This is a genomic window from Algoriphagus yeomjeoni, assembly GCF_003259505.1.
Taxonomy (GTDB): domain Bacteria; phylum Bacteroidota; class Bacteroidia; order Cytophagales; family Cyclobacteriaceae; genus Algoriphagus; species Algoriphagus yeomjeoni.
Map to the genome: position 1 here is coordinate 161,712 of NZ_QLLK01000001.1, position 14,942 is coordinate 176,653.

At 40.7% G+C, this 14,942-nt stretch carries 11 protein-coding genes; 8 read left to right on the forward strand and 3 right to left on the reverse strand.

Translation table 11 applies throughout. The annotated features are described in order from the left end of the window. Positions 1-3: 3 nt before the first annotated feature. The 4 genes from LV83_RS00635 (at position 4) to LV83_RS00650 (ending at position 3,870) form a co-directional block, all read left to right on the forward strand. A complete protein-coding gene (locus tag LV83_RS00635) occupies positions 4-648 on the forward strand; it encodes a tetratricopeptide repeat protein (RefSeq protein WP_111609591.1) in 645 nt (214 codons plus the stop codon). A gap of 77 nt (positions 649-725) precedes the next feature. Beyond that, the gene (locus LV83_RS00640) at positions 726-1,799 is read left to right on the forward strand and encodes a sensor histidine kinase (RefSeq protein ID WP_111609592.1); all 1,074 of its coding nucleotides are present in this window, start codon (positions 726-728) and stop codon (positions 1,797-1,799) included. Next, positions 1,796-2,548 carry a LytR/AlgR family response regulator transcription factor gene (locus LV83_RS00645; protein ID WP_111609593.1) on the forward strand — a complete coding sequence of 251 codons (753 nt, stop codon included), beginning with the start codon at positions 1,796-1,798 and terminating at the stop codon, positions 2,546-2,548. Before LV83_RS00640 ends, LV83_RS00645 begins: the two co-directional genes overlap by 4 nt. Before the next feature lie 203 nt (positions 2,549-2,751). Further along, positions 2,752-3,870, forward strand: coding sequence for a DUF4221 family protein (locus LV83_RS00650; protein ID WP_111609594.1), 1,119 nt, complete (start codon positions 2,752-2,754; stop codon positions 3,868-3,870). Between the two features lie 133 nt (positions 3,871-4,003). Here the strand turns inward: LV83_RS00650 and LV83_RS00655 are convergent, their stop codons facing one another. The 3 genes from LV83_RS00655 to LV83_RS00665 form a co-directional block, all read right to left on the reverse strand. Next, positions 4,004-5,575 (reverse strand): Rne/Rng family ribonuclease, encoded by a 1,572-nt coding sequence (locus LV83_RS00655; protein ID WP_111609595.1) that lies wholly within the window; start codon positions 5,573-5,575, stop codon positions 4,004-4,006. A 181-nt stretch (positions 5,576-5,756) separates the two neighbouring features. Then, positions 5,757-6,584 (reverse strand): tetratricopeptide repeat protein, encoded by an 828-nt coding sequence (locus tag LV83_RS00660; protein ID WP_111609596.1) that lies wholly within the window; start codon positions 6,582-6,584, stop codon positions 5,757-5,759. Between the two features lie 18 nt (positions 6,585-6,602). Continuing rightward, positions 6,603-6,911 carry an HU family DNA-binding protein gene (locus tag LV83_RS00665; RefSeq protein ID WP_091696410.1) on the reverse strand — a complete coding sequence of 103 codons (309 nt, stop codon included), beginning with the start codon at positions 6,909-6,911 and terminating at the stop codon, positions 6,603-6,605. 145 nt (positions 6,912-7,056) lie between these two features. Between LV83_RS00665 and mutY the strand changes: the two genes are divergently transcribed. The 4 genes from mutY (at position 7,057) to gltB (ending at position 14,942) form a co-directional block, all read left to right on the forward strand. Next, a complete protein-coding gene (gene mutY / locus LV83_RS00670; protein WP_111609597.1) occupies positions 7,057-8,130 on the forward strand; it encodes an A/G-specific adenine glycosylase in 1,074 nt (357 codons plus the stop codon). A gap of 47 nt (positions 8,131-8,177) precedes the next feature. Continuing rightward, complete coding sequence (locus LV83_RS00675; protein WP_111609598.1) at positions 8,178-8,639, forward strand: single-stranded DNA-binding protein; 462 nt, start codon at positions 8,178-8,180, stop codon at positions 8,637-8,639. A 70-nt stretch (positions 8,640-8,709) separates the two neighbouring features. Further along, the gene (gldE, locus tag LV83_RS00680; RefSeq protein ID WP_111609599.1) at positions 8,710-10,059 is read left to right on the forward strand and encodes a gliding motility-associated protein GldE; all 1,350 of its coding nucleotides are present in this window, start codon (positions 8,710-8,712) and stop codon (positions 10,057-10,059) included. Positions 10,060-10,451: 392 nt separating this feature from the next. Further along, the gene (gene gltB, locus LV83_RS00685) at positions 10,452-14,942 is read left to right on the forward strand and encodes a glutamate synthase large subunit (protein WP_111609600.1); all 4,491 of its coding nucleotides are present in this window, start codon (positions 10,452-10,454) and stop codon (positions 14,940-14,942) included.

Here is a 14,942-nt window from a genome sequence, read left to right on the forward strand (position 1 = left end):
ATCATGAAAAAATCAATCTTAACTTTAGCCGTAACCATACTTTTTATCGCTTTTGCGCAAGCAGCTGATCCAGCGTATATCGCTGCTATGCAGAAACAGTTGGAAGCCAAAAAAACCATTGAAAACTTCGAGCAGTCTCAAACTGTCACCAACGGATTTCTAAGAATTGCAGAGGCATCAGAAACCGAGTGGCTTCCTTACTACTACGCCGCTTTGATTAAAACTGAAGCCGCATTCCGATTTGATATTGAAAAAGACAAAACACTGGATGAGGCCATGGAGCTGGCTAAAAAAGCAGATCAACTTGCACCAGGAAATTCAGAAATCACTGCTTTACAAGGTTACATCTTGATGGGTAAAATAAGTTTGGACCCAGCTAGCCGAGGACAATCAATGAGCCCACAAGCTATGCAGCTTCTTGGTAAAGCGATCAATCTTGACCGTGAAAATCCTCGTGCAGTTTCATTGATGTCCCAAATGGAATTGGGAATGTCAGAGTTCTTTGGAACCGGACCCGAAAAAGCATGTGGAATGGCCAAAATGAGTCTGGATATCTATAAAAAAGAGGAAACCAAAATCAATGGCGAATACATTCTTCCTACTTGGGGTAAAACACAAGCCGAACAAGTAGTCTCAAAATGTAAGTAATTCATACCTCCAAAGTGCATTTCCTTTCTTTGTCTGGGTAGAGAAAGGAATTGCGTCTTTTTAATTAATTTCCCAAAATGCCAGAAATAAATCAACACAGAAACTGTAAAACAAAGGATGGAATTTGGAGCACTCTTCCAAACTTTCTTATCATCAACTTGGGAATTGTAACTGTCCTAATGTTGTATTTCTGTCCCCGCTGTTTCTTGAGTTGGGAGGGAATTAAAGAGCTATTTCCTGATTTCTTATTTTCCTTAGCCGTCACCATCTCCATGAGCTATGGAGGCAATGCAGTTGAGAATTTCTACGATCAGCGAATCTCATGGATTCATCACCCGGTAAAGCGGCTACTATTGACCAGCATCACGTACATGAGTTATGCATTCCTGGTGTCCTACAGTTTGGTCTTTCTCTATTCGTGGCTAGAAGGAAATTTTACGCTGAATGAGGTCCCTTTCTTCAACCTGATCGAGTTTGCCCTGATGCCTATGTGGATCGCCTTAGGATTCATGGCTTTGTTTACAACGCGATCCTGGCTACTGGAATGGAGAAAATCAGCCTTGGAAGCCGAGATCCTTCGCAACGAAAAACTGGCAAGTCAATACCAATCACTCAAGGATCAGCTCAACCCACATTTCTTGTTCAATTCTCTGAATGTACTTTCTGGTTTGGTCTATGAAAATGCAGATAGGTCGGCAGCATTTATCCAGAAGCTTTCGAAAATCTACCGCTATGTGCTGGAAGTGCAGAAGGAAGAAATTGTAGAACTTGAAAAGGAAATCTCTTTTGCTAAAAATTATCTGGAGCTCCAAAAAATCCGATTTGAGGAAAGCCTTCAATATAAAATTGAGATAGAAGATAGCACAGGTTTTCTACCTCCACTCTCACTTCAGCTTTTGTTGGAAAATGCCATAAAGCATAATATCCTGAGCGAAGCCAATCCGCTATTTATCCACATCTTTCGTAAAGGTCGAAATCTCTGGGTGAGCAACACATTTCAGCCTAAATCAAGTCAAACGGAACCTTCTACGGGTGTGGGTTTGAATAACATTAAAATGAGGTATGCGCTCATCTCAACTGAGAATATGGAAGAAATCCATACTGAAGATGAATTCATTATTCGACTGCCAATTTTAGAGTTATCCACATGAAAATTTTGATTATAGAAGATGAAAAACCTGCAGCAAAATTACTTCTAAAGCAAATTGAGGTACATTTTAAAGATGCAGAAATCTTCGGAAACCTAGATAGTATTTCTACGGCAATAGAATGGTTTCAAAGAAACCCAGCACCTGATTTGATTTTTTGTGATATCCAGCTGGCCGATGGATTAAGCTTTGAAATTTTCGAAAAAGTGAAGTTATCCACACCGATTATTTTCACTACAGCTTTTGATCAATATGCGATCAAAGCTTTTCATGTAAATGCTATCGACTATCTATTGAAGCCTATTGATCCTGAAGATTTAGCTAGGGCTGTGGATAAGTTCAAGGCAAATCAAATTAGATCCACCATAGAGCTGGATGTACTGAAAAACCTTCTGACGCCTAAGAAAACCAGCTATAAATCCAGGTTTTTGGTACGATTCGGAGAGAAAATCCAGAGTATTCCGGTTGAAGACATTTCTTTTTTTTATAGTGAAGAACGAGTCACATTTTTACAAACACATGAAGCAAAAAAGTATGTTCTTGAAAGTACTTTGGAGCAAACTGAAGAGCAGGTAGATCCCGGAAATTTCTTCAGATTGAATAGAAAATACTTGTGTAGCATGACTTCTATCGATGGAATCTTTTCATATTCAAATAGCCGACTGAAGGTAACTTTGAAAAATTGTTCAGACCAAGATATTTTGATCAGCCGCGAAAAAGTAGGGGATTTCAAATCTTGGTTAGACCAATAATTTAGATTTATGGCTATTCTAATTTAGTTTTTGCGTGAATAATAGAGGAAGAGATTCCAATAAGAACAACCATCCTAGCTCATAAAACATCAACTTTAAATCCACTGGGCGCAGTTAACAAGGCTGGATTCACGAATTAATATAACGGTATGTCTTTTTTAAGACGAATTCTTTAATTTACAAGACACCTTTAATCCTGAACCATGAGAATGTTGATCATATTTAATTTTTTAGCATTAATTATTTTTGGAGTTTCCTGCTCCACAAGGCCCCAAAAGGAAATTCCAATCCTAGATTTAAAGGACTTGATAGTAGATACCTTGTACTTGGAGAAGGATACGCTGACAAAGAGCTTGGGGGAAAATTTCAGCTATTACAAAACTGATTCTGGTGAAGTACTAGTTACTTTTCTAAACCATCAACTTCGAGTATATAGTTTTCCAGAAGGAAAGCAGCTGAAAAAGCAACTTTATGAAAAGGAAGGTCCAGATGGTATAGGTTCATTTATAACCGCTGCTTTCGTCGACAACAAAAGTCTCTATGTATTATCACAGCAAAAAGAGTTAATTCAATGTGATTTTGAAGGAAAAGTGATAAACAGGTGGAATTTTCCGGAGGTAAGCGAAAGCAGGCAATATGCCAACTACTCGACGGCAGGATACAACAAAGTTCAAAAATCTGGAAATGAGTTATTTTTTGTAGATATCCCTTACGTCTTCATGGCGGACTTTTTGGACTATGAAAACTGGGGGATGACCTTTAATTTAGACACCGATACTTTTTCAAACTTCAATTTCATCTATCCAAAAACTATTGCCGAATACCTCAATGACGACCAATTAGGACTTTTCAGTCATATTTATATTCCATCTAGCGGCGAGCACTTGATAGGTTTCGCCATATCTGACTCCATAGCGGTGGTGAAAAATGGTAAACAAACTTGGAAATGGGCAGGAACGTCTGAATCCCTTGAGTTTAAAAAAGGCACAACAGTACCAAGCGGCGAATATATAATATTCCAACCTGATCATTCAAGCAGCAAATACAATGGTCTTGATTATGATACCCATTCAGAAAAGATCCTACGCTGGGTGAGAGTAAAAGGACCTTCACAGGAAAATATGGAACAAGAAAGAAATCGCTTGTTAGTATTTGATGAAAAATTGGATCGGGAGGCAGAGCTAAAGTTTAATCGAAAAAAAATCGGTATGTATGGGTTTAATACGCCAAATGGCTATGCTTTGAGCCTTTATTCAGAAACGACAGACGATGTGACTGCCTTCGCAGTGATTGACTTCTCGAAAATCAATTCATTAGAATAGCTCTATAACATTGAACGGCAGTCTGAAGACTGCATTATTATAGGCTACGAAGGCTAGCCCATTTACTACCCGCGCTCTTTGCGCTTCCTTTGTGACCTTTGCGGTTAAAAAAAACCCCATAAAAAAAGCGAGACTATTCAGTCTCGCTTTTTACATGTAGTTCGATTTCCTCTCCAGATTCATCTAAGAATCTGTATTCCGTCACGGGTAGGGAAGAATCTTTGATCAGTTTTATCCACTTATTATACTTGAAAAACCACTTTACTCTTCGGCTTATAATGCCTGTAGTGAAGTATGAGTGCAGGTAGGGATGCAGCCCAATTTGTATTTTACTTACATTTTGGATAGTAGCAATATGATCTACGTCTTTTTCCAGCTTATCAGCTATTAATATAGACGCTTGTATTTTGCCGGTGCCGTTGCATGCCGGGCAAGTCTCTTTGGTCACAATATTGACCTCAGGCCTTACTCGCTGTCTGGTGATCTGCATGAGCCCAAATTTGCTCAGAGGCAAAACAGTATGCTTAGACCTGTCAAACTTAAGCTCGTGATTCATCGCTTCGAAGATGGCTTTTTTATTTTCTGCCTTTTTCATGTCGATAAAATCGACCACGATGATTCCTCCCATATCCCGGAGTCGGAGCTGTCTGCCAATTTCTTTAGCCGCGACCAGATTGGTTTTTAAGGCCGTTGATTCCTGGTCACTTTCCTGGTTGGACTTATTACCACTGTTTACGTCAATGACGTGCAGGGCTTCTGTGTGCTCGATGATCACATACCCTCCTTGCGGAAGGCTGACCGTCTGTCCAAACAGGCTTTTGATCTGCTTTTCTATTCCAAAACTTTCAAATAGCTTGGCTTTACCATTGTAAAGCTTTACAATTTTTTCTTTTTCAGGAGCTATATTCCTGATGTAGGATCTGATCTGATCGTAAGTAGATTCTTCTTCTACGGTGATTGCGTCGAATGATTCGTTGAGCAGGTCTCTCACAAGTGAGGAAGCCATGCTCATCTCTCCAATTATTTTGTCGCGACTCTTGGCTTTCAACAATTTTGCCATGCCTTCTTCCCAGTTAGTGAGAAGATTACGAAGGTCTTTATCTAAGTCACTAACGGACTGACCTTCCGCCACTGTACGGATTATTACTCCGAAATTGGCTGGTTTGATGGAATTGATGAGTCTCAGGAGACGTCTTCTTTCCTCGTTGCTTCTGATCTTCTTGGATACGTTGACCGAATCTGAGAAGGGAACCAACACGAGGTAGCGACCTGGTAGAGAGAGCTCACAGGATAGTCGAGGCCCCTTCGTAGAGATGGGTTCTTTGACGACCTGAACCAGTATTTGCTGGTTTTTCGATAGAGGACCAGATATTTTTCCAATCTTATCGATTTCAGGTTCGTTTTCAAAACCCTTCAAATTGTAATTGCCGTAGTTGTTGTTGCGCACCATTTTGGTGAACTTCGTCAGGCTGTTGAAATTTGCCCCGAGGTCTTGGTAATGAAGAAAGGCATCTTTCTCATAACCTACGTCAATGAAGGCTGCATTGAGCCCATTGACGATTTTGCGGACTGTACCGAGGTAAATATCTCCAACTTTGAAACCATTGTCCATTCCTTCGGAATGCAACTCAACTAGGCTCTTGTCGTGAAGGAGAGCAATTCGACTTCCGTTTTGAGCAGAATCGATTAACAATTCCGTACTCAAAATCTCGTCTTATTATATGTAAATGAACGTGTTACTCAAATGACAATAAGAAGAAGTGTATTACTTCTTCTTATGTCTGTTTTTTCTTAGTCTCTTCTTACGCTTGTGCGTAGCGATCTTATGTCTTTTTCTTTTCTTTCCGCAAGGCATAGTCTTTGGATTTAGTAGTGATACAAATAAATTATAGCTTCTCGAGATAGCTTTCGATACTGCCAAGGATCATTTCATCAGTGGTCATCGTTTTTACTTTCTCGAACTGAGCTTTCGCTTTGTTGTTTTGCTTGGCTTCGAAATAGCTCACTGCCAGATAAAACTGCCCCTGAAGATTGTCCGGGTGATATTGGATCAATTCTTCGAATCGCTCAGTGGCACGTTTATACTGACCTGATTGCATTGATAGCACGCCCATGTTGAACAGCCCGTCCTCATTTTGTGGATCCTGCTCTAAGATTTCTCTCAGCATTGTGATTCCCTGCATTGGGTTGGACGAGGACACATAAGTCATCGCTACCTTGGTTTTCAAATCCAAACGGGTGGGATCGTTTTCCAACACCTTGTTTAAATACTTTCGGGTCTGCTCAGCAGTATAAGAAACTTTCTCTGGATCTAGCGCGAAACTGAATGCTTCATAATAAGCGTTTCCTGCTTTCTCTGCTAATGCCAGGTCTGACTGCTGATCCGCAGCCAAACTAAGATAATATCCTGCACTGTCGTACTTCCCAAGTTCCTGATATATCGCCGCGATTTCCTCCGTGGAAGATTTCATTTCTTCTTTCGAAGAGTTTTCAGCGATCTGAAGTTTCAGCGTATTTATCTGAAGTCTCTGGTCAGGACTTAACTCATTCTCATGCATCTCAATAGGATTAGTAGAGTCCGAAGAAACAGGTGAATTCTCCTGAGAAACTCCATCTGCTTTACTTTCATTATCTACTACCACACTAGGAAGAGCATATAATACCCCAACAGTGATTGCTCCTATTATGATAAGTATGAGCTGAGATCTTTTCATGTCAAAAGCTCTCCTGACTTAGTCCTGAGGCGCTAATTCTTTGATTTTTTTACTGTTCTTGATCTTCTCCACAAACACCTTAGATGGCTTGAAAGCCGGGATGTAATGCTCGTCGATCACGATTGCTGTGTTTTTGGAGATGTTTCTGGCGATTTTTTTAGCTCTCTTCTTATTGATGAAGCTACCAAATCCTCTCACGTAGATGTTGTCTCCTTCAGACATTGAATCCTTCACTACTTTGAAGAACGCCTCGATGGCTTGTGTAACATCATCCTTCTGGATTCCTGTTTTGTCCGAAATTTTAGTGATTACTTCTGCTTTAGTCACTGTAATATTAATTTAGAAATTACGAAATAAGCTTAACAACCTATTAACCAAGTGTTTTTGGGACTGCAAATGTACGAGAACCATTGCAATTAAAAAACATATTCACAAAAATTAGCTTGATTTGTATGATAAATAATAATTGACTATGCCCCACAAAGCCACTGAATATCAGGCTTTTTCACATCAAATACTAGCTTGGTATCAAGAAAATCCGCGTGAATTACCTTGGAGAGGAACGCAAGATCCATACAAAATTTGGCTCTCTGAGATCATTCTTCAGCAGACTCGAGTAGCGCAGGGGTTACCTTATTATTATGCTTTTGTAGAGACTTACCCTAGCGTAAAAGATCTTGCTTTGGCACCAGAAGAAGAAGTTCTCCGACTATGGCAAGGTTTAGGTTATTATAGCAGGGCAAGGAATCTCCATGCTTGTGCAAAAAGTATCTGGTTTGAGATGGATGGTGAGTTCCCGAAAACCTATGATGAGCTCTTAAAACTTAAAGGAGTCGGCAGCTATACTGCCGCAGCAATTGCCAGTTTTGCTTATGGTGAGGTAAAAGCGGTTGTGGACGGAAATGTATTTCGGGTGTTGGCCAGATATTTTGGAATAGTAACAGACATCGCAAGTTCCAAAGCAAAAAAGGAATTTGAAACACTAGCCAATCAGATCATCCCGAAAGATCAACCTGGGGAATTCAATCAGGCAATGATGGATTTCGGGGCGCGGCTCTGCACTCCCAAGAGCCCAGGATGTGAAATTTGCCCATTGAAAACCTCCTGTTTTGCACTCCTATATAATATGGTGTCAGAGCTGCCAATGAAGATCAATAAGGTGAAAATTAAAGAGCGACATTTCCACTATTATGTGATTAAGTGCGGGGAGAAATGGGTGTGGAAAAAAAGAAATTCAGGAGATATATGGGAGGGGTTATTTGACTTCCCTCAAGAAGAGTCCAGTGCTGATACCCAAACACCAACTCTTCAAATACCATCCTCTGCTAAGGAACAGATTCAGCAATTCCCAAAAAAATACCGACACATTTTGTCACACCAGCGCTTGAATGTAGTTTTCTCAGAAGTGGAAATAGATGAAGAAAATTTGGATCAACTTGAAAATTGGTGCGAAAATGAGGGGTTTATGCTGGTTGCAGAAGACAAGATTGAATATTTGGCCAAGCCAAAGTTGATCGTAAACTTTTTGAACGATCAAGGGATTTGAGTACCTTCAAGTTCTTACACTTTTTCAACCTTTAACTTAAAAAAATTATGGCAGGAGTAAATAAAGTAATCCTAGTAGGAAATCTCGGTGCAGACCCTGAAGTAAAGTATCTCGAAGGAGATAATACAGTAGCAAATCTTAGAATGGCTACTACTGAAGCTTACAAAAACAGGAACGGTGAGCGAGTCGAGCAGACCGAATGGCACGATCTGGAAATGTGGGGAGCTCAGGCAAAAATAGCAGAGCAATACCTCAAAAAGGGCAGTCAGATCTACGTAGAAGGCAAAATAAAAACTGATATCTGGCAGGATGAGCAAGGTCAAAATCGCTATCGAACCAAGATAAGAGTGCTCAGCTTTACAATGCTCGGAGCTAAACCTGATGGAGCTGGAAACCAAAACACAGCTCAACAAGCGCCTCAGCAAAGACCAGCATCTGCTGCGCCTACCTCAGCGCCAAAAGCGCAGGAAATGGTTACAGATACAGAAGATGACGATTTGCCGTTTTAATAATCTATTCCCCTGGAAGTTATTTTCAGGGGAATTTTTTAATTTTGCATTAACCTTTGCGGTTTAATACATGGACGATCCCTACCCGAGTTACCATTTACTCGCTCAGATTAGCTTACCCTCGGTAAGTTACCTGATTCTAAATGGGTTGCTTTTTATACTATTACTTATAGGCTCTGCCCTAGTCTCTGGTTCAGAGGTTGCGTTTTTTTCCCTATCCAGTGAGGATTTAGGTAATATAGAAGAAGAGAATACACCCCGTGGAAAAAAAGTGCTCGGGCTAGTAGAATCTCCAAAAAACTTGCTCAGCACCATTTTAATTCTCAACAACCTGATTAACATCGGGATAGTGACGCTTACGACATTTGTGGCATGGTCGATTTTCGGGCAAAATGCAACCGGAATAATTATAATTCTGGTACAGACTATTGGTGTCACTTTCGCGATCGTTTTTTTCGGTGAGATTGTACCTAAGGTTTATGCCAATAAAGCCAAGGTCGAGTTTAGCCTGATCATGGCTCCGAGTATTAGCTTTTTCTCCACGATCCTTAAACCCTTTTCTAAGTTCCTGATGGCCTTTAGTAATCTACTCGAGAAGAGAATTGAGAAGAAAGGCTATTCACTTTCCGTAAATGAGCTGAACCAAGCCTTAGAATTGACCACAGAGGATGCTCCGAATGAAGAACGTGAGATCCTGCGGGGAATAGTAAACTTTGGTACACTGACCGTGAAGCAGGTAATGCAAAGTCGCATGGATATCACAGCTGTCGATATGGAAATTGATTTCCATGAGTTGATGGACAAAATCAATAAAAGTGGTTATTCTAGAATCCCGGTGTATGAGGAGACTATTGACAATATTCAAGGCATACTCTATATAAAAGACCTACTTCCATTTATTGAAAGAGACGAAGATTTTGCGTGGAATGAATTGATCCGAAAGAGCTTTTTTGTGCCGGAAAACAAGAAAGTAGATACACTATTAAAGGATTTTCAACTAAAGCGTGTCCATATGGCAATTGTGGTGGACGAGTATGGAGGAACTTCTGGCTTGGTCACTTTAGAAGATTTGATTGAAGAAATTATCGGGGAAATCAACGATGAGTTTGATGACCATGATGATATTTTCTTCCAAGAAATTGATCCAGCTACATTTATATTTGAAGGTAAAGTTTCACTTAATGATTTTTGTAAAAAACTGGAATTAGACGGGCAGATATTCGAAGAGGTGAAAGGTGAAAGCGAATCACTTGGTGGCCTACTTTTAGAATTGAATTCCAAGTTGCCGAAGAATGGTACCAAGATCAAGTTTGAAGATTTTGAGTTTACAATCCTTGCAGTGGACTCTCGGAAAATCAAAAAAGTCAAGGTTCACATCAATTCTTTAGACAAGGATACACTAGGCCCTTATACTGATTAAAAGACATAAGTGTATAATATTTTTAGTTTCATTGGTTTTGCAGCATAATATTCTTCTGGCTATCAGAAGGCCAGAGATTCAAAGATTTCGTTTCAAAATTCACGAAAAATAATTTTATTTTTTTTGAAATTATTTTTCGGTACCCAAAAATCCCAAGCTTGACATAATTTTTTACGAAAAAGTGAATAAAAGACCCTATCTATTCAAATACTGCTATAAATTCTAATGGTCGGTTCGCTTTTTCACACCAAAAAGGAAATTACCAAAATTATAATAAAGTTAAAATCCATAAGTAATAAGGCACTAAAGCGCCCGTTTTATTGCCGTAATTTTAATAGGACATTTTTTTTTTGTAATTTTTGGAAATTTTGAACCTAATAAATTCTATAAAAATGCAAGAAGGTTTGTATCGATCGGAGTTTGAGCATGACTCCTGCGGTATAGGTGCGGTTGTCGATCTGAGTGCAGTTCCATCTCATGAGACGATTAGCGATGCCTTATATATGCTGAGCAACATGGAGCACCGTGGTGGCCGTGGAGCTGATCCCAAATCCGGCGATGGTGCTGGCATATTAATTCAGGTACCACACCAGTTCCTAAAGGATATCACTGCGCGTACAGAGATTGAGCTTCCAGAAGCTGGATCATATGGCGTGGGTATGACCTTTTTCCCAAAAAACAAGCAGCTATTTCATAAGTCGAAAGAGCTTCTCAATCAGCTTCTGGAAGAGCTTGATTTTGAATTGATCGGCTATAGATCTGTTCCTGTGGATGAAACTGTTCCGGGATCCGGAGCACTTGAAGTGATGCCTAATATAGAGCAGCTCTTTGTCAAGCATAAAAAAGGGCTTACCGGTATTGAATTGGAGCGTAAGCTTTATGTGCTTAGAAACTATTCCACTTCTGAAATCAACACCAAGATTCCAGGCGTGAACCAGTCATTCTATTTCGCGAGTTTGAGCAGTCAGACACTTATATATAAGGGACAGCTTCGAACTGACCAAGTTTTAGCTTTTTACAAGGATTTACAAAATCCAAGGATAGGCTCTGCTTTCGCAATAGTTCACTCTCGTTTTTCTACGAATACGTTTCCAAACTGGAGACTGGCTCAGCCATTCCGTTTCCTTTCTCACAATGGTGAGATCAATACGATCAAAGGAAACCTGAACAAGATGAAGTCGAAGGAAAACCTCATGAAATCGAAGTATTTCACTGATGAGGAGCTTTCCCGACTGATGCCAATCACGGATAAGCAGAAATCTGATTCAGCGAATCTTGATGCGATGGTAGAACTACTGACGCTAAGCGGGAGATCGCTTCCACATGCTATGATGATGCTCGTGCCAGAAGCTTGGCAGGACAATGAAGTCATGGATCGTGACAGAAAATCCTTCTATAAATTCCATGCATCACTAGTAGAGCCATGGGATGGACCGGCAGCTTTGCTATTCACAGATGGTAAATCTGTAGGGGCTACACTGGATAGAAATGGTCTGCGTCCACTTAGGTATTTTATTACAAAAGATCAGCGGCTTATCCTATCTTCTGAAGCAGGCGCATTACCTATTCGGGAAGCTACGATATTAGAAAAAGGCAGAATCAGTCCAGGTAGAATGATTTGGGCTGATTTGGAAAAAGGACGAGTAGTATTTGATGAGGAAGTTAAAGGAGAAATCTGTAAAAAGCAGCCTTATGAGCAGTGGGTAGCCGATCAGCGAATCAAACTTCGCCTGGAAGATGATCCAAAAAAACTGGAGCATCCTTATTCTACGGAGAATATTAAGAAACAACAAACCATATTTGGCTATACCTCAGAAGAACTCAAGGTGGTACTAAGCCCTATGGGAGATACTGCCTATGAAGCCATTGGCTCTATGGGAGCAGATACCCCGCTAGCTGTTTTGTCCAAAGAGAGTCAGCACATTTCCAATTACTTCAAGCAGCTTTTTGCCCAGGTAAGTAATCCACCGATAGATCCTATTCGGGAGCGATTGGTAATGTCCCTTTTCACCCGTCTGGGTGTGGGACAAAATATATTGGAAGAAAGTCCAAAACATACCCGCCAGATCCATATTTCCCAACCTGTTCTTCTTAACGAAGACTTGGAAAAAGTAAAAAATATGGAAGGTCAGGGCTATAGATGCACTACACTTACCAGTCTCTTTTTGGCAGACCATAAGCCTGGGAGGCTACTGGAAGCATTGAACAAAATTTGCGACGATGCTGAAAAAGCGATTAGCGAAGGAAAAAACGTCATTATTATTTCTGATCGAAATAGTACTGAAGAATATGCACCAATCCCTTCTTTATTGGCAATAGGAGCAGTTCACCACCATTTGGTGAAAAAGAAAATCAGAACTAGCGCTGGCTTGGTATTAGAATCAGGAGATATCCGGGAGACACACCATTTTGCAACTGCAATTGGATATGGTGCCTCAGCGATCAATCCGTACATGGCATTAGAGTCTCTAAAAGACATGTACGATAAGGGAGAATTGAAAAACCCAAAAAACCAGAAGAAACTATTCTCAAATTACCAAGATGCAATAGGTAAAGGACTTTTGAAAGTTCTTTCCAAAATGGGTATAAGCACCCTTCAGTCATACCAAAGTGCTCAGATTTTCGAAGCCATTGGCTTAGGCCCTGAAGTAATCGACAGATGCTTCAAAGGCACGATCTCCAGAATCTCTGGTATTTCCTTCGACGAATTAGCTGAGGAAGTATTGATTCGCCACAGGGCTGCATACGAGACAGACACTCCGATCCTAGAGCAAGGAGGCGTATATCAATGGAAGAGAAGAGGTGAAAAACACTTATTCAACCCTGAAACTATCCACTTGCTTCAGAAATCCACTCGCTTAAACGATTACAGTCTCTATAAGAAATTTGCCTCGAAAATCAACGAGCAAAGCAAAGACGCCTTGACTTTACGAGGTTTATTTGAATTCAAAAAGCGAATCACCGTTCCTATAGACGAAGTAGAACCAGCATCATCTATTATGCGAAGATTTGCAACAGGAGCGATGTCATTTGGATCAATCTCTCACGAAGCACATTCCACCTTGGCGATAGCCATGAACAGAATGGGCGCTAAAAGTAACTCTGGAGAAGGAGGAGAAGATGAGATTCGTTTTGAGAAAAAAGAAAATGGAGATTGGGAACGCTCAGCGATCAAGCAGGTAGCTTCTGGTAGATTCGGTGTAACAAGTAACTACCTAACAAACGCGGCGGAACTTCAAATCAAAATGGCACAGGGAGCCAAGCCTGGTGAAGGTGGACAGCTTCCAGGACATAAAGTGGATGATTGGATCGGTAGAGTAAGACACTCCACTCCAGGAGTAGGATTGATCTCCCCTCCTCCTCACCACGATATTTATTCTATCGAAGACTTGGCTCAGCTTATCTACGATCTGAAAAATGCAAATAGAAAAGCTAGAATCAATACCAAACTTGTATCTCAAGCTGGTGTAGGTACTGTTGCAGCTGGGGTGGCAAAAGCCATGTCGGATGTGATTCTGATCTCTGGTGCTGATGGAGGTACAGGAGCATCACCATTAAGTTCAATTCGCCATGCAGGATTGCCATGGGAGCTTGGGCTTTCTGAAGCTCACCAGACTTTAGTAAAAAATAATCTTCGTAGTCGAGTAACCCTTCAAACTGATGGACAGCTTAGAACAGGCCGTGATCTTGCAATTGCAACATTACTAGGTGCTGAAGAATGGGGGATTTCAACTGCGGCATTGGTAGTGGAAGGTTGTATCATGATGAGAAAATGTCATCTAAACACCTGTCCAGTAGGTATTGCAACTCAAAACCCAGAATTGAGAAAACTATTTACCGGTGATCCAGATCACGTAGTTAATTACTTCCAGTTCCTGGTGCAAGATCTTCGCGAAATCATGGCATCGCTTGGATTCCGGACCATTGACGAGATGGTAGGACAAAGTAACGTTCTTCAATCCACTGGTCATTTGAACCATTGGAAGTGGGATAAAGTGGACTTAAGTCCTATTTTCCACAAAGTAGAAGTTCCAGATCACGTCGGTATTCATAAGCAGATTGATCAAGATTTCGAGCTTAAGCGGGTACTGGATCGTCAGCTGATCAAAGCTGCACTTCCATCACTTGAGCAGGCAATGGCCTCTACCGGTAGTTTCCAAATCAAAAATATTGATAGATCAGTGGGAGCGATGCTTTCCAATGAGATTTCAAAAATATATGGAAGCCCAGGACTGCCAGAGGACACAATAAACTTTAAGTTTACAGGTTCTGCTGGACAGACATTTGGAGGATTCCTCACCAAAGGGGTCAACTTCGAGCTGGAAGGGGAAGCAAATGATTACTTTGGGAAAGGTCTTTCAGGCGGAAAACTGATTATCTACCCTAGCAGAAACGCGAAGTTTGTTCCAGAAGAAAACATCATCATAGGTAACGTAGCATTCTACGGAGCTACTTCGGGCGAGGCTTATATCAATGGAAAAGGCGGGGAAAGATTCTGTGTAAGGAATTCCGGTGTGCAAACTGTAGTAGAAGGAATTGGTGATCACGGTTGTGAATACATGACGGGTGGTTTGGTAGTGAATCTTGGAGAGATAGGACGAAACTTTGCTGCCGGAATGAGCGGCGGGATAGCCTATATCCTTAAAGATTACATAACAGAGATTAATCCTGAATTGGTGGATATCGATATTTTGGAAGATGAAGATTTCAGCACGATTAAGACATTCCTCAAAAGACATGTGAAACTGACTAAATCAGGTCTAGGAACTAGATTCCTTGAAGATTGGGATAACTATAAGGAGAAATTCATCAAGGTGATACCGAGAGACTACAAGGCAGTATTAGAGAAAAGAGCATTAGAACAATCAAAATCATTGGCGTAA